The organism is Patescibacteria group bacterium (assembly GCA_018817085.1).
Taxonomy (GTDB): Bacteria; Patescibacteriota; WWE3; order CG2-30-40-12; family CG2-30-40-12; genus CG2-30-40-12.
Genome location: JAHIUT010000065.1, coordinates 1 through 16,028 on the forward strand (window position 1 = coordinate 1; position 16,028 = coordinate 16,028).

Genomic DNA, 16,028 nt, shown 5'->3' on the forward strand with positions numbered 1-16,028 from the left:
AATCTTTTTCATTTGCCGCGCAACCATAAGTTCTCAAAAAGTATTTTTTAAGCTCTTTCATAGCCTCTATTATAGCAGGAATTGGACTCAACCCCGTCTGTAAAATAGGGATAGACCCACCCGCCATTCGCCAGCTGGCGAAGGCGGGTGGGTCTATCCCTAATTGTGTTTGTTTAGTTTTTTTCGCCCTTGCATTTTATTGAAATTAAGACGGCTTATTACAGGTTTCCCCGTTTTGGCTTCAATTTGTTTCCTGGCAGTGCCGGCAATTCCTCCGCCTTCCCGAGCCACCCTCCTGTTTTCAGGAAAAGTCTTCGGTTCGCGTTTTTTAGATATCTCCGTAGTTGCCGTTTCTGCTAACATGTTTAAAACTAACTCTAAATTGGTCATATTGTCTCGCAAACTCTCCTTTTTTAAATCTTTATGTTTTTTGTAATCTTTGATTTTTAATCCAGCCCACGCAAAAGAAATGTCATCTGTTAAAATCGCAAACTCCCTGCCTGTCTTAACACTGCGTTCCTCCCACTCATTAGTTAAATCCTTTCTTATTTCAATACTTTTCAAACGCAAATCAACCCAGTTTTTGGAATATCCTTTTTTGAGATAAGTTGCAAGCCCTCTTTGAATAGCTTTTTCGGGGTCCTCTACCTCTTCAACTCTTTCATACCCTACGCGTGCTAGCCAAAGTTTGAATGGTTCCGCTTTTGGCGAAGGAATAGATTGAATTATCCTAAACATCGTTTCGGTATCTGCGGTATCCGTCAAGTAAAACTTGCCATCAGAAGCTCTCATTTTCAGTTGGTTACATCTTGTAACCAACTCACTCCCTTCTTGCTTTAAGCGGTTTTTAAGAACTTTCCAATAATTTCTTGGGTTTTCGCTTGCGTTTAGCGCGTTAACTATATCTACTACCGAGAAATACCACAATTCCTTCTCGTCGTCCCAAACTCTTCGGATTTTTTTGCCTTCAAATATAGCGAGTTGTTTTTTGGTTTTTTTCATAAGAAATAGTTATTATACCTGTTGATATTATATACAATTCTTATTAATTAATGAAGCTCTGCGTGGCTCGCCACGCAGTATCTTCTTTTGTTCGCTTAGCGAGAGAAATCGGCTCTCATCTGTGTAGCAAGCTACCCAGTTTTCCCGCTCACAAAATAAAATCCCCGTACTAAATGATCAAAATAGGGATAGACCCAATTTGGGTCTATCCCTAATTGTGTTTGTTTAGTATTATGAGATTATGCAAAATAAAGAAAAGTTGTGGAAAGTTGCGCCTAAAAAGGGCAAAGATATTTTTGAACAACTTGCTATAAACCGCAATATCTCAAATCTTGAAGAATTTATAACACCCCCTTCGCCCCAAGAGACATTAAATAGGATATTTAAGGAAGATAAAATTTTAAAATCCGAAACGGACAAAGCCAAAAAACTAATTTCAGAAGCCATAAAGAAAAAAAGTCCTATCTACATTCACGGTGATTACGATGTGGATGGCATCTGCGCCACCGCTATTTTGTGGGAAAAAATATATTTCGGTCTGAAATATAAAAATTGTTTTCCCTACATCCCCGATAGATTTAACGAAGGATATGGTTTGTCTAAGGAGAGCGTGGACAGCATCATCAAAACTTTGCCAAAGGAAAACAAGTCGCCCCTGATTATCACAGTGGATTGCGGGATTTCTTCTATCAAAGAAGTTCTATACGCAAAAGAAAAAGGGTTTAATGTAATAATTTGCGACCACCACCAAAAAGGCAAAAATCTGCCCAAGGCTAACGCAATTTTGTGGACGGATAAACTTTGCGCTGCCGGTATTGCTTGGGTATTGTCCGAATCAGGGTTTGATTTGTCCGCCCTTGCGACGGTTGCGGATGTGCAGCCCTTAACAGGGTATAACCGCTCTTTGGTTAAATATGGTTTGCTTGAACTTAATAAATTAAAACGAACGGGGCTTAAAGCTTTGGTAGAAATTTCAGGAATAAAGGACAAAAAAATAGGGGTGTATGAGGTTGGGTGGGTAATTGGTCCCCGGCTTAACGCCTCCGGCAGGCTTGAAAGCGCTTTGGATTCTTTGAGACTTTTGTGTACCACAAGCAATACTAAAGCTTTGGCAATTGCAAAAAGTTTGAATTTATTAAACTCAAAAAGGCAGGAGATGACCTTTTCCATATTTGAAGAATCAAAAAATTTTTATAAGAAAGATTTAAAGATAATTATTTCAGAAGGGAAAAGGTTTCATGAAGGGATTATTGGGCTTGTTGCTGGAAAGCTTGTTTCGGAATATTACCTCCCTTCCATAGTTATTAGTAAAAAGGAAAAAATTAGCAAAGGTTCCGCCCGTTCTGTAAGTGGTGTGGATATTATAAAAATGTTAAGGAATTTTGAAGATTTGTTTGAATCGGTAGGGGGGCATCCAATGGCGGCTGGTTTTAGTATTAAAAACGAACAGCTAGAAAATCTTGTTAGAGAGCTTTATATCTTTTCGGAAAAAAATATAAAAGATGAAGACATTATTCAAGAAATAAAGATAGATGCGGAAATGTCTCTTGAAGAAGTTACTTATCCCCTTTTGGATTTTGTGGGAAATTTTGCCCCCTTTGGGCTGGGAAACCCGGAACCGGTGTTTTTAACAAGAAATGTTGAAATTTATGAAATTAGGAAAATAGGTAAGGACGGGGGACATCTTAAGATATCTTTTAAGGATTCAACCGGAGACATAAAAAATGGAGTGGCTTTTGGTTTTGGCGGTTTTGAGGCTGTCCCCAAAGATAAAGTTGATATTGTGTATACCTTAAACGAGAACATTTGGAATGGGAGGAGAAATTTGGATTTGAGGATTAGAGACATTAGGAAATCAGGATTTAACTAAGGAGTCTCCTTTTTTCGAAACCCCGCTTACCACCACTAGCAATGGAACCGCCACAAACGGTGAGGAGTATGTTCCTGATATGGTTCCAATTAAAAGCGCCACTGCAAACCACTTAACTGTTATTCCTCCAAGAACCGTAAGCGCCGTTAACATAAATATTATGGTTAACGAATTATTTAACGACCGCGTCATTGTTTCGGTTATGGCTTTATTCGCCAAATCCCCCATGCTCCTGTTTTTGCTATGCGCGGTACTTTCTCTTATTCGGTCATAAACAACTACAGTATCGTGAACGCTAAAGCTTAATACTGTTAAAACTGCGGTAACAAAAAGCGTGCCCACTTCAACATTTAGAAAATGTCCCAGAAGTGAAAAAGTTCCAAGCAAAACAAGGCTATCGTGAAACATAGCAATTACCGCGCACACCCCGTACATTTTGTCTTTAAATCGCCAACCCACATAGCTTAAAATAGCAATTGCCGCCAAAATAACTCCGGTTAAGGTTTTAATTAAAAGCTCTTTTCCCAGAGTAGGCCCCACAGTTTCAAATCTAATTTCATCCACAACCCCAAAATTATCCGCCAACCTTTGTTTTGCTCTGTTTTTCTCTTCCTCGGAAATAGGCGCCATTCTTATCAAAAATTGATTGTTCCCAGAAACTTGTATAGGCAAATGTTCCAAATTTTGTTCTTGGAATATCTTATTAATGGTGTTTATTTCGGTTGGTTTTTCAAATTTTATTTCCCATAAACTTCCGCCGGTAAAATCAATGGATGGTTTTAGTCCCCAAATAAAAAGGCTAATAACGCCGGGAATAATTACAAGGCTGGATATGGCAAGATATATTAATTTGTATTTCATAAAGTTGATTGTGTCCATAGTAGATAAATTCTAAAAACCCGCATTTGATCAAAGAAATTCCTATCTCAAAAGTCAAATCTCAAATCGCAAAGCCACAACTCAAAACCTTAAATCTAAAGAAGGAATTCAGATTTGAGATTTAAGATTTGGCTTTAACATTTGACATTTGGTGGGTTATCCCTTATAAAAAATCCTAATCAAATTTCTGGTAACTATTATCCCTGTAAATAACGATATTACCACTCCCAAAAACAAGGTTAAAGCAAAACCTCTAACTGGACCTGCGTTTACCAAAAAAGACCAATTGAGAGGATTAAATAAAACAAAACAAGTAATAAGTGTTGAAATATTAGCGTCTCTAATTGAGTCCCACGCTCGTCCAAATCCTAGTTCCATAGAAAGACCAAGAGGTTTTCCAAGCCGTCTTTCTTCTTTTATTCTTTCAAATATTAAGATATTGCTGTCCACGGCCATACCTATTGAAAGAATAAACCCCGCCAACCCCGGCAAAGTTAAAACAACGGGAATTAGTTTGTATATCGCCAAAGTGATTAAACTATAAATAAACAAAGCTATAACAGCCAGAATACCAAGTTTCCCGTACATTCCTATCATAAAAACGGCAACCAAAAAAAGTCCCACTCCTCCCGCAACCAAACTTCTTTTTACGGAATCCGCTCCCAAGGTGGCGCCGATATTTCTTTGTTCAATCACTTTTACCGAAACAGGTAGAGCCCCAGCGTTAAGTTGAATTACATACGATTTCGCTTCGTCTAATGTAAATTTTCCGGATATTATCGCGCTTCCGTCAGTTATTACCGCTTGCACCGTGGGCGCGGTTAAAAGGGAGTTGTCTAAAAATATAGCGAGCGGTTTTTGCAGATTTTTTTTGGTTATTTCTCCAAATTTTTCCGCCCCGCTTTGCGTAAATTCAAGCCCAACTTCGGGTTCATTGGTTTGCTGATTAAACGAAACAAGAGCCTTTTTAAGGTCTCCCCCGGATAAATCCGTATCCACAAAATCGGCAATGGTGGCAGTTTGCAGGTCTTTTCCCTCAACCAGTTCTCTAAAATTAAGTTTAGCGGTGGTTCCGATAAGGCTTATGGCGTCTTGAGTGTTATATATGCCGGGAAGTTCCACAAGTATTCTATAGGAGTCTCCAATTTTAGCGGTTTGAACGGTGGGTTCTGAAACGCCGTATAAATTAACTCTTCTTTCTATAACTTTTTTTGCGGCGTCTATAGCGGAAACTCTATCCTCTTTGGCAATGTTTTCCATATCCGCCTGCAAAACAACATGAACGCCTCCCGCTAAATCAAGCCCCTTTCTAATGTTTAAATCCCGTTTAAATTTTCCATTTAGAATATCAATGGAGTACCCCCCAATTTCGGTATCGCGAATTCGTATTTTTGGAATATCAATTAGAAGCGTGATAATTGTTATTGCCAATATAAAAAGTCCTAGTGACCTTGTTTTGTTCATAGCGGGATTATTTTACCAAACAGAATTTAGATTCGTCTCCCACAAGTACGACCCTTCCTTGCAGAAGTATGTTTAAAATAAAGGGATCTCTTCGGGCTTTTTTAAAATCAAACTCGTCTTCTCCCAGCACCGTGTAATTTATTTCATGCCCTAAATCTTTTTCGGATTTTTTAACGAGTTCTTGCAAATACTTTATGTCCACAGCCCCTACCAAAAGAAGGTCCACTTCGTTTGGAGTGGCAATCCTTCCCTGCGCAAATTCGGTGGATAAAAGGGCAAATTTAACTTTTCCAAGCTCCGCAAGGTTTTTAACAATAAGACCTCCCAACCCCACTTCTTTATTTACAAAAGATAATATCTCGCTAAAAGAGGAATAATCGGTTCTAACGGAGTAAAAAATTTTGTTAGTCTTGGGTTCTTTTTTGAGCATCCCGCATTTTTGCAAGCGGTCTAATTCCCTTCTTACCGCATTTATTTCCGTGCCTACTCTTCGGGCAAGTTCTCTTATATGCAAGGGAGTATGCAGATTTTTATAGAGTTCCAAAATTATTTTAGTTCTCACTTCGGAGGTGATTATATCTTTGAGCATTTTGGTTACCCTTCATTGTGTAACGAAACTCAACGAGTCGGCGCTTTTAGTGGGGATGATTTCAACCCAAATCTGACCGCGATTAAATTCCATTTCTTTTCCGCTTTCATCATAAAAAAATGTTCTTTCTCTAATGGACGATTTAGACCAAGTGGCGTTTATAACCTTTCCGTCCATAAATATTTTTGCGGTACCCGACCCAACAATATCGTATAAAAGATGGTTCTTTTTATCCTCTGCGGAAGTCTCTTTCGTAAATTGAACCACAACATCTTTGGCGACAATATCCTTTTGATTTTCCGCGTCAATAAATTTCACCCCGCCTTGATATCTTGTATATTCATTGGTGTCTTTGTTGTATTTCCACACCACCTCAAAATTAGGTTCTTCCCAAAAATTAAATTTAATATCGGTAACAAAGCCTCTGCCAGAGGGAGAGGAATCGTCCTTAAATTTCCAAGTTTCAAACTTAATAAATTTTGTCCAGCCTTCTTCAGGATACTTGTTTGGCGCTTCTTTCCACAACGCGGGTGTTCCGGTATATCCCGTGTGTTCTAAAGCCACATCTCTGCTAGTGTCTCGGTAATAGGCAGTGTCGCCTAGCCACATTTGGTCTAGGCTAGCAAGACCTACATCATTTATATGCTGATACGCGTCCGCTTTGGGGTTTGTTTCAGAGTAGTCTTTAGTGCCATCGGGAAATGTTGGCGCGTAAGCTCCGCCCCAATGCGCGTACCAGGAAAAATATTCTGCCGCTAAATCAATAAAATGAACGCGCGCCGACCTAACAGGCCCCGCCTTTTCGGCGTCTGTGGAATGAAAAATAGGCATTAGGCGAGTTATACCTCCTTCGGCAACGGCTTCGTAAACAATGTCCGCCGCAGTAAGACCAGATTGAGGCCTTGCGTCTATGTGATTATTTACCATTATCGCCAACGGACGGCGACTCATAAATTGTTCGTACTCCTCTTTGGTGTGATAAACCCCATTTATTGGGCTTGCAAATTCCTTAACGGCGTTTGGGTTGTTTGTACTGCTTTTGGAGGGTCCTTCCCCCAGAGGACTTTCTATGGAAACATTTTTATTTGCGAAGAACTTTTGGTAAACAAAAAATCCCGTGGCGGATAAAATTGCAATGGTAAAAAATACAGTTATTATTGTTAAAACAATTTTCCTAATTGGTTTTACTGGTGGGGGTTCGCTTATTTCCGCCTCTGGCGCTAAAGTGAACTCGTTTTTGTTTTCCGAAATATTTTTTTCTATTATTTCCATATTTAAAAAACTAACTTTTCTCGGCGTTCTCTAACGCCTTTCTCTCTTCTGATGATAACTCAATTTTATTATCTTTTCCAGAAGAAATTTCTTTGATGTAAGTTCTAGTGGATTCCCTGTTGTGAAGCCCAGAGATGATAAGTCCCTCATTCAACTTATTTAATATAGCCACCGCAAAGGATAAGTTCCCTCCCATAGATTTAAAAGGATTAAATTTAACCACTCCTATTTTTTGAAAAGATTTTTGAGATACTTTTTTAAGCTTTTCTAAATCTTGCGAGATTTGTATTAGGGTGTTTAAGTCCAAAGATTTTGCTATTTTTGAAAGTTTTTTAATTTTTATTAGCAAAAACCCAAAGGTTGCGGTGTTTACAATAAAAAGGATAGATAAGAGAATATAAAGAGTACCTATGTTATCCATTATGTGTATAATATCACAATAGCAAAAAATCCGAAACCAATATCAACTTTCCCAAAAAGGGACTACCCCGATTCGGGGTAGTCCCTTTTTGATACGAGATGTGCTAAAATTTTAATATGAGCAGGAAAAAGGATAAGAATTACCGCAGAAAAATAGAAGCGTTACGGGCGCAGTTGTCGTCCCAGCCTGTGGCGCATAAACCGTCCGTTTCCGTTAAAGGGGACAACATTGTTGCGCAGAGCCCTTTGCCTAAAAATCAATTGGCGGATGCTGATTACACTTCAGTTGCGGTGGTTAAAAAAGAGGTAGTTAAATCGCTTTTGTTGAGTTTAATTTGTTTTTCTATTATTTTTGCTGTTTATATTTTAGGGCGGTAAGTAAGCGCTTCGGATAAATGGTTTTGGGCAATCTCTTTTGAATTTTCCAAGTCCGCTATTGTTCTTGCCACTTTTATGATTCTAAAATACGCTCTTGCTGACAATCCCATTTGAGTTACCGCGTGTCTTAAAGTGTTTAAACATTCGTTATTTAGTTTGCAAAATTCTTTAATTTCTTTGGGTTTCATTTCCGCGTTTCCGGTAATATTTAGATTCTTAAACCTTTTAATTTGAATGTTTTTAGCTTTTTGCGTTTCTTCTCTCATTTGTTTAGATGTTTTGCCATAAACGGCTCTTTCCTCTATTAGCTTATCCGTTTCAACCGCCGGCACATCTATGTGGATATCAATTCTATCCAAAATGGGGCCGGAGATTCTTTTTTGGTAGCGAATTATTTGGTTAGGAAAGCACGAACAGCTTTTTTTGGGGTCTCCCAAAAACCCGCAGGGGCAGGGATTAAAAGCAACAACCAGCATAACGCGACTTGGGAATTTTATGGAGCCGGCGGCTCTGCTTATAGTTATAAAACCATCTTCTATTGGTTGTCGCAGAGCTTCTAAAACATGTCGTGGCAATTCCGCAAATTCATCCAAAAACAAAACACCTCGGTGAGCAAGAGAAATCTCTCCTGGCAAAAGGTTTGACGAACCTCCAACAAGACCCGCGCGGGAGGTGGTGTGATGCGGGCTTCTAAAGGGGCGAGTTTTTATAATGGACAAGTCTGGGCTTAAATTTCCGGAAATGGAATATATTTTGGTAACCTCCAAAGCTTCTTGTGGGGTAGGGTTTGGCAGAATAGAAGGAAGACATCTTGCAAGCATAGTCTTTCCCGCCCCGGGCGGACCTTTCATTGAGATATTATGTCCCCCCGCGCAGGCAACTTGCAAGGCTCGTTTAACATGTTGTTGTCCCCGAACTTCGGAAAAATCAAATTCGTAATGTACCTCTTCGGTTAATAGTTCTTCCAGATTAATGGTTTTAGCGGGATAAATAATCTTTTCGCCGGAAAAATGGTTGCAAATATCCGTAAGCGAGTTTACAGGACGTACAAAAACATCGGACACAATGCTTGCTTCTTTAACATTTAGTTGTGGCAAAAAGATATTGGCAAACTTTCTTTCCTTTGCCATTAAGGCTATGGGCAATACGGAGGAGGTGTGTCTTAGCCCACCGTCAAGGGAAAGTTCTCCTATAAACACATCTTTAGAAGGGTCAAAGAACATTTGCTTGTCGGCTAAAAGTATTCCCACGGCAATAGGAAAATCAAAGGCGGAACCTTTTTTGGGAAGGTCGGCGGGGGCTAAGTTTACGGTAATTCTTTTATCAGGAAACTTAAAACCGCAGTTTTTAATGGCGCTACGAACCCGTTCTTTTGCTTCGTCCACTTCTTTTGAAGCAAGACCTACAATAGAAAAACCGGGGAATCCTTGATGGTCAATAGACACTTCAATTTCAATAGGAAAAGGTTCCAATCCGACCACAGTGCCAGAGGTAATTTTTGCTATAGGCATAATACTATAATAGAAGCTCAAGGCTCAAATGTCAAAATTAAAAAAGAAAGCGGTGGGAACTTTGCTAATTTTCCCACCGCCGTAGCGCGCACAAAATATAAAATAATATCCCTACTCTTTTAGAATAGGATAGCTATCCGTTTCTTGTAAGCGGGTTTCTTCTGCCTCGTCCGTGGGCAGAAGGCGCCCTTCCTTACCTTGTAACCACTCAAGGAGCTTCCTCCAGTTCTCCCTGATAGAGTCCAATAATCTAGTGTCTGCGCTCATATTTTGCGCTAAAGCGAGGTGCTTCTGCCTTCTTGGTGTACGCTCGTCGTTCATTTTATTCTCTCCTCGGCGCGTGGCGCCATAAATTGTGAAGCGGATGTCTTATCCGCTATTTGCTCATTCGCCCAGTTCAATAGGGAAATAATAGCATAAAAATACCCCAAGTGTCAACTATGGGGTCTAAACAGAGGGGTAACTACTCGCAGTCATCAGCACAGCGTCATTGCGATCCGCCCTGGGCGGGGAAGCAATCCCGGTGAGATTGTTTCGTCGTTCGCCTACGGCTCTCTTCTCGCAATGACGAGAATTACCAACTATTCATTTTATTTGACTTATGTGTTAATATATATTTAGAATAATGAGCTTGAGTAACCGCATTAATTATTGGCTTTTATGGGGTTGAAAGACAGAAATGGCTCTACTGCGGGGTGCAATTAGACTAGCTTGCTAGTATCGAAAGCACTACGATGAAGGAACGCCGCCCTTCCAACTCCATAAGAGTTCGTAATTCTTCAAATAGTTTTCGTTCCTTAACCTAAAACAAGTAACAATATAATTCCTATTTTCCGCAAAACCATCGAGGGAAATTTCCTGTGCTACTTCTATGGAACAAAAATAAAGGTCCCCCTTAAGTTTCTTTACTAAACAAAATGCTCCCCTCTTACTAGCTCTATTTTTGTATATCTTATCTGGGTATTTCGTTATAGTATGAACATTTCTTATTATAAAGTCGAATTCTTCTGCGGGTTTTTTGTCGTACAGGTGTTTCAATATTTTTGTGTTTAAATATGCTCTCGAAGAATCTAGACCGCAGACTTTTTTAACCTCATTAGTAAGATTACAAACAAAAACTGTTTCTTCAAATACAGGTTGCTTGGACGCTGTGTTTTTCACACTTCCAGTATAACATTAAAGTTGTCGCAAAGACGAAGCTCCTTTTTTGAATTTCATCCTTTGTAGGTTTTGGGTTTTTTGGTACACTTCATAATAAGGAGGTGATTTTATGAGTATGCACAGCGACCAAAGGGTAGGGGTTTTTGTGGATGTTTCAAATATGTACTACAGCGCCAAAAATTTGTACGGCGCTAAGGTTGATTTTGGAAAGGTTTTGCATTCCGCTGTTTCGGGAAGAAAACTAATCAGAGCTTTTGCCTATGTTATAAAAGCGGATGTTGGGGCGGAAAAAGAGTTTTTTGACGCTTTGGAAAAAAGAGGGTTTGAAGTAAGAACCAAAGATTTGCAAGTCTTTTTTGGCGGGGCTAAAAAGGGTGATTGGGATGTGGGTATTGCTATGGACGCTATCCGTCTTGCCGACAAAGTGGATGTGATAGTTCTTGTTACCGGCGACGGCGATTTTTCAGCTTTGGTAGATTACTTAAAAAACAATAAAGGTTGCAGGGTAGAAGTGGTGGGTTTTGAAAGAACCACTTCATCAATGCTTGTTAGCGCGGCCGACCATTTTGTTAATTTGGAAGATAAACCAAACGACTTTTTGATAAAAAGCAAATGAAAAAATGAAAAAAAAAGCGGAAAGTAAAAATCTTATTAAAAGGGTGTTGTGGGTTTTTTACGCAATTGCCCTTTTTGGGGTGGTAGTGTTTTCTTTGTACCATCTTCTTTTTGCCAAAACGGTTATACCCGGAACGCGTATCAAAAACGCTAATTTAGGAAGGCTTAACTTTTCGCAGACTCTTGTGGCAATTAAAGGGCAAATCCCAAACAATCAAACTCTAAAACTTACTTACGGCGACCAAACTTTTGATATACCTTTGCAAGAAATAGGGCTTAATTATGATATTGAACAAACCGCAAAAACCGCTTTTAAAGTAGGCAGGGACGGGAATTTTTTTGAGAATTTTAAGGCAAAAGTTGCGGGTATTTTTAATCCTATTTATATCAACTATGTTTTTTCTTACGAAGACGAAGCTTTAAACGACAGACTTGATGTTATTGTCAAAAGCGTGGATACCCCGCATAGCGACGCGCGTTTTTCTTTATCCGCAAACGGCGATTTAATAATTATCCCAGAAGAAACGGGCGCGGTGATGGATAAGGAAAGTGTTAAAAGCGAAATTCTAAAAAACATTTCAAACGCCGTTTTTTTAGATTTGTCGGTAAAAACCGATGGTTACCAACCTAAATTAACGCAAGGGGACTTGGAAACGGTTCAAGCAAAAGTGGGGGAGCTTATAAACAACCTCCCGATGTTTGTTTTTGGGGAAAAGTCTTGGAAGATAACCAAAAACGATTTTTTGCTGATGGTTGTTTTTTCCAGAAAAGATGCGCAAGTTGAAATAAGCGCGGATAAAGAAAAGGTCAAAAAATTTGTTATTTCTATAGCCGAGCAAATAAATCGCCCGCCCAAATCGGAAATCTTTAAAGTTGAAGGGGAAAAGGTAGTGGATTTTCGTTTGCCAACGCCGGGGTTTGTTGTTAAAGAGCATCCCGCGGTGGAAATATTTTCTTTGGCATTGCTTGATAGTTTTATGGAAAGGCAGATTGATATTCCGGTGGAGGAGTTTATGCCTTTTTCTCAAGACAACTCGTATGGAATTAAAGAACTTATTGGCGAGGGGGTTTCCACATTTGTGGGGTCTGCCGCGGGAAGAATGTTTAATATTGAGCTTGCGGCAAAAAACTTAAATGGGATTTTAATAGCTCCCGGAGAAATTTTTTCTTTTAATAGCAATGTAGGCCCCATAGATTATGCCCACGGTTTTACTTCAGCGTATATTATAAGCAAAGGACGCACTGTTTTAGGCGAGGGTGGCGGGGTTTGCCAAGTTTCCACAACTTTTTTTAGAGCGGTATTAAATTCGGGCCTGCCTGTGATTTCCAGAACAGCGCACGCGTATAGGGTAAGTTATTATGAGCAGGATATGCCTGTTGGTTTTGACGCTACTGTTTACCAGCCCACGGTGGATTTTAAGTTTAAAAACGATACCCAAAATTATATTTTAGTGCAAAGCGAGTATATCGCGAAAGAAAGCAAACTTTATTTTAGGCTTTATGGAACTAAGGACGGGCGGGTTGTAAAAAGCTTGAACTCAAAAATACTTTCCCAAACCCCGCCTCCCGCTCCTTTATATCAAGACGACCCTTCGCTTCCTAAAGGCGTTACAAAACAGGTGGATTGGTCAGCTTGGGGAGCGGTTGTGGAGCTTAAAAGGGTGGTGGAGAAGAACGGAAAAGTATTATACGAGGATACTTTTATAAGTAATTACCAGCCTTGGAAAGCGGTTTATTTGGTGGGGACGGCGGAATAATAATCTACATTTACTATAGTAATGTTGTTGGAATCTTTGGTAAGGGTTATAGTTATAGTCTCGTTTCCCTTTTTGTAAATTGCCGGGCTTACTAATTTCCACCCGTTTTTAGTTAGCATGTTTTTGTAATAGCTTAATACTGTGGAGGGGGAGTTTGTAGTTTGTTGGGTAATAGATTCGCTATTTTTTAAGATGCTTTGACTCATTATTTGGGAGTTGGGGTATTTTAGGGCGAAGGCTATGGTTTTTTCACCGGCAACGGTTCCTTCGCTTTTAAGGGCAAGGGTTGGTTTGTAGGCTTGAAATTCCAAAAACGCAAGAATTCCAAGGAACAAGGCGATAAAAGGAAAGCTGATAATTAGTATCTTTTGAATAGCAGGTTTCATTCTAGTATAATAGTACCACTTGCCGGCCCCGTCGTCTAGCGGTTAGGACATCGCCTTCTCAAGGCGGGAATCGAGGGTTCGAATCCCTCCGGGGTCACTAAAAATATGCTATACTATATTTATGAATCAAAGCCAGTACAAACAAATCGTTTGGGATTACAATTTAAAACTGAAAGATTTCCAGCAAATTTTGGCGGGTAAGAAAAAAATGGGTTGGCTTAATCAAGAGTGGGCAATTGGACGGGTTCTAGAAAACCTCAACTATTATGAAGCAAGAAAATTAATTTCTCTAAAACAACTCGCGCAGTACTGGCCGAAAGTTAAAAAGCGTATTTATAATAAAACAATTAAAAAAGGCTATGACTTCGTTTTACACCAATACACTTTATCCACTGCAAGATAAAGTTCTAAAGTTAATATCCCCTCTCCAAACCCCGTTTTACTTAACCGGAGGTACTGCCCTCTCTCGCTTTTACTTTAACCACCGCTATTCTGAAGATTTAGACATGTTTGTAAATCAAGATACCCACTTTTCCAAGTATGTTGAAAGGATAATTTCCCAATTAACCCCCCTTAAAATTTTAGTTACCCATCGTTCGGAAAGCTATTTTTCGATAAAAGTGGATAAAATACTCAAAGTTGACTTTGTTAATGATACCGTAGGACATACTGGAAAATTCAAGAGGGTTGCCATTTTTTCCAAAATAGATAGTTTAGAGAACATATTAGCCAATAAAGTTTCGGCTCTAATTAGCCGTGAGGAGCCAAAAGACATTGTTGATTTATGGATTATTGCCAAAAATAAGAAGGTTAATTGGAAAAAAACTTTTTCTAATGTAAACACTAAAACTGTGGGCATTTTCCCTCCCGCAGTTGCTGAAAAAATAAGCGCTTTCCCCGTGGAGGAAATTAACCAAATTAAGTGGGTTAAAAGAGTTCCAGATAAAGAAATATTTAAAGCGGACTTAAACGGAATTGTCCAGCAAATTCTTGCTCTGTAACAATAATCTAGGGTTCGAACATCCCTCCGGGGGCACAAAAAACCTGTGTCCAAAATATGCTATACTATTTTCATAGAGATACATATGAAAGACCAAACCAATATTGGTAACCAAAATACCCAGCAAAACATACAAAATCCGATGAGTCAGACTGTTAAAGCCCCCAAAAAATCAAAAATAAATTACTGGATAATTTACACAGTTCCGCTTTTGTTTATTCTACTAATAGTTGGATTGTGGTTTATTTTAAATTCTAAAAATAGGATACCTTCTGATAAATTACCAGTAACAAATAATAAAAAGCAGGCGGCAGATAAATTAATCCCATCTAGTTACATATTTCAAACGTTTGTCCGAGGTAATGTTTGTGCTTATCGAATTGGGTCTGATCCTAATACAATAGATCCTTTCTGTAAGTATTGGCAAGTTAATCCAATAACTAAAATAATTGACGAATTACCAGTTAACCACCCATATTTCAAACAAATATATGCCGAACAACAAAAAGCATATGAAGGCATTCAGAGAGGGGTATGTACAGATTCAAAAAGCGAAGAGATATGTATAAAAGTAGCAAGCCAGGATAATGATAATAAGTTTTTATACACGATTGATTTTGAAAATAATCTTCCTACTAGCGCATGGATACGAACTGTAGACACGAATAATAAAGAAAAAATTATTGAGGATATTAAAAGTACAGGCTGCGAAGGACAAATTTCGTCTTGGTCTGAAAATTCAGGAGATATCCTTTTTACAACCCAATGGTATAACACACCAAAATCTCAATCTGGAGAAATGCTAAAATCACTGTGTATATATAACTATAAAACCGGTAATGTCATATATAAAAAATTGCTTCCGGTCGACACATACAATCTTCATAAAGACGATATGATAAATGGACGAGTTTATCTTGACAATATAATTATTGATTACAGAAATAACTATGAAGATAATTTACCGGTAATAGAAAATAAAGAGGTAATATACGACGAATACGGAAAATTGTTTCGAAATGGCTTAATACTTGTAAAATCAGAAACACCAGATGCTTTCTATATACAGCAATATGATATAAATACCAAAAAATTATCCTCGCAAACAATTATTTCAAGAGATCATGGAGTTGATGATAATAACCCATCTCAAAGGGACTCCCTCCGATTTGTCACTATATCGAAGGATCGAACTCATATAATATTTGAGCGTATGCCATCCAATAATCGTAATACCACATCAATGTCGTCGTGTTTCTACGATTTTGATCTTTCTTCTTCTAAAATACAAAAGATAGTCTGTAGTTATCAATTTCAAGAGTTATATCCAAATACGGAGCCTTCTAATTTTGATCAATTTATCTATGTCGATTTTTTGGATTGGTACGAAATAGCGAAGGACACTACAATTCCTATAGATGCCGATAAAGACATTATGAAAGAGTGCGAGGATTGTCCTCAATTCAGTCCATTCTACCCGGATTGGTGTAAAAATGGAATTATAGTAGCCCCTAATAAAAACATTAACAGAGAAAAAAACTGTTACTGTTATGGGCCACCAAGTTGTAATTTAAAATAAAATTAAATCGCGGGCGCAAAAAATAACGGAAGCGTTGGCGGGCGGGGACACCGCGCTGGAATAGCGGGTAGCGAAGAAGCGAGCTAAAAACTTGACTTAAAACGAGTTCGAATTTTTTCGAAAACATTCACAAAAATTAAGCCGT

At 38.7% G+C, this 16,028-nt stretch carries 17 protein-coding genes and 1 tRNA gene; 8 read left to right on the top strand and 10 right to left on the bottom strand.

From position 1 onward, the window contains the following. Positions 1 to 159: 159 nt before the first annotated feature. The gene (locus KJ678_04245) at positions 160 to 1,002 is read right to left on the bottom strand and encodes a Bro-N domain-containing protein (GenBank protein ID MBU1017341.1); all 843 of its coding nucleotides are present in this window, start codon (positions 1,000 to 1,002) and stop codon (positions 160 to 162) included. Positions 1,003 to 1,243: 241 nt separating this feature from the next. Between KJ678_04245 and recJ the strand changes: the two genes are divergently transcribed. Further along, on the top strand, positions 1,244 to 2,872 hold the full coding sequence (gene recJ, locus KJ678_04250) for a single-stranded-DNA-specific exonuclease RecJ (GenBank protein ID MBU1017342.1): 1,629 nt from the start codon (positions 1,244 to 1,246) through the stop codon (positions 2,870 to 2,872). Here recJ and secF read toward each other — a convergent pair. From secF to KJ678_04275, 5 genes are all read right to left on the bottom strand, one after another. Beyond that, positions 2,858 to 3,751, bottom strand: a complete 894-nt coding sequence (gene secF / locus KJ678_04255; GenBank protein MBU1017343.1) for a protein translocase subunit SecF — start codon at positions 3,749 to 3,751, stop codon at positions 2,858 to 2,860. The two genes, recJ and secF, sit on opposite strands and share 15 nt — an antisense overlap. A 156-nt stretch (positions 3,752 to 3,907) precedes the next feature. Beyond that, positions 3,908 to 5,215: a protein translocase subunit SecD gene (gene secD / locus KJ678_04260; protein ID MBU1017344.1), complete on the bottom strand. Its 1,308-nt coding sequence runs from the start codon at positions 5,213 to 5,215 to the stop codon at positions 3,908 to 3,910. Between the two features lie 7 nt (positions 5,216 to 5,222). Then, entirely contained in the window at positions 5,223 to 5,804 is a 582-nt protein-coding gene (locus KJ678_04265; protein MBU1017345.1) for a winged helix-turn-helix domain-containing protein, read from the bottom strand. 12 nt (positions 5,805 to 5,816) lie between these two features. Continuing rightward, the gene (locus KJ678_04270) at positions 5,817 to 7,076 is read right to left on the bottom strand and encodes a DUF3048 domain-containing protein (GenBank protein MBU1017346.1); all 1,260 of its coding nucleotides are present in this window, start codon (positions 7,074 to 7,076) and stop codon (positions 5,817 to 5,819) included. Positions 7,077 to 7,086: 10 nt separating this feature from the next. Next, positions 7,087 to 7,497, bottom strand: coding sequence for a DUF4446 family protein (locus KJ678_04275; protein MBU1017347.1), 411 nt, complete (start codon positions 7,495 to 7,497; stop codon positions 7,087 to 7,089). Positions 7,498 to 7,613: 116 nt separating this feature from the next. Here KJ678_04275 and KJ678_04280 point away from each other — a divergent pair, with 116 nt between their 5' ends. Further along, complete coding sequence (locus KJ678_04280) at positions 7,614 to 7,874, top strand: hypothetical protein (GenBank protein ID MBU1017348.1); 261 nt, start codon at positions 7,614 to 7,616, stop codon at positions 7,872 to 7,874. Here the strand turns inward: KJ678_04280 and KJ678_04285 are convergent. From KJ678_04285 to KJ678_04295, 3 genes are all read right to left on the bottom strand, one after another. Continuing rightward, positions 7,856 to 9,385, bottom strand: coding sequence for a YifB family Mg chelatase-like AAA ATPase (locus KJ678_04285; protein ID MBU1017349.1), 1,530 nt, complete (start codon positions 9,383 to 9,385; stop codon positions 7,856 to 7,858). The genes KJ678_04280 and KJ678_04285 overlap by 19 nt on opposite strands. A 111-nt stretch (positions 9,386 to 9,496) precedes the next feature. Further along, positions 9,497 to 9,706 (bottom strand): hypothetical protein, encoded by a 210-nt coding sequence (locus KJ678_04290; GenBank protein MBU1017350.1) that lies wholly within the window; start codon positions 9,704 to 9,706, stop codon positions 9,497 to 9,499. A gap of 408 nt (positions 9,707 to 10,114) precedes the next feature. Then, positions 10,115 to 10,546 carry a hypothetical protein gene (locus tag KJ678_04295; protein ID MBU1017351.1) on the bottom strand — a complete coding sequence of 144 codons (432 nt, stop codon included), beginning with the start codon at positions 10,544 to 10,546 and terminating at the stop codon, positions 10,115 to 10,117. A gap of 109 nt (positions 10,547 to 10,655) precedes the next feature. Between KJ678_04295 and KJ678_04300 the strand changes: the two genes are divergently transcribed. Together KJ678_04300 and KJ678_04305 are read left to right on the top strand one after the other, a co-directional pair. Further along, a complete protein-coding gene (locus KJ678_04300) occupies positions 10,656 to 11,162 on the top strand; it encodes an NYN domain-containing protein (protein ID MBU1017352.1) in 507 nt (168 codons plus the stop codon). A 4-nt stretch (positions 11,163 to 11,166) separates the two neighbouring features. After that, positions 11,167 to 12,918 carry a VanW family protein gene (locus KJ678_04305; GenBank protein ID MBU1017353.1) on the top strand — a complete coding sequence of 584 codons (1,752 nt, stop codon included), beginning with the start codon at positions 11,167 to 11,169 and terminating at the stop codon, positions 12,916 to 12,918. On the opposite strand, the gene KJ678_04310 is transcribed toward KJ678_04305, so the two are convergent. Then, a complete protein-coding gene (locus tag KJ678_04310; GenBank protein ID MBU1017354.1) occupies positions 12,894 to 13,304 on the bottom strand; it encodes a hypothetical protein in 411 nt (136 codons plus the stop codon). The two genes, KJ678_04305 and KJ678_04310, sit on opposite strands and share 25 nt — an antisense overlap. A 24-nt stretch (positions 13,305 to 13,328) precedes the next feature. Here KJ678_04310 and KJ678_04315 point away from each other — a divergent pair. The 4 genes from KJ678_04315 to KJ678_04330 all read left to right on the top strand — a co-directional run bounded on the left by KJ678_04315 (position 13,329) and on the right by KJ678_04330 (position 15,883). Next, positions 13,329 to 13,401 (top strand) — tRNA-Glu (locus KJ678_04315). Positions 13,402 to 13,425: 24 nt separating this feature from the next. Next, the gene (locus KJ678_04320) at positions 13,426 to 13,707 is read left to right on the top strand and encodes a hypothetical protein (protein MBU1017355.1); all 282 of its coding nucleotides are present in this window, start codon (positions 13,426 to 13,428) and stop codon (positions 13,705 to 13,707) included. Further along, complete coding sequence (locus tag KJ678_04325; GenBank protein ID MBU1017356.1) at positions 13,664 to 14,305, top strand: nucleotidyl transferase AbiEii/AbiGii toxin family protein; 642 nt, start codon at positions 13,664 to 13,666, stop codon at positions 14,303 to 14,305. Before KJ678_04320 ends, KJ678_04325 begins: the two co-directional genes overlap by 44 nt. Positions 14,306 to 14,389: 84 nt before the next feature. Then, on the top strand, positions 14,390 to 15,883 hold the full coding sequence (locus KJ678_04330; GenBank protein ID MBU1017357.1) for a hypothetical protein: 1,494 nt from the start codon (positions 14,390 to 14,392) through the stop codon (positions 15,881 to 15,883). The last annotated feature ends 145 nt before the right edge of the window (positions 15,884 to 16,028 follow it).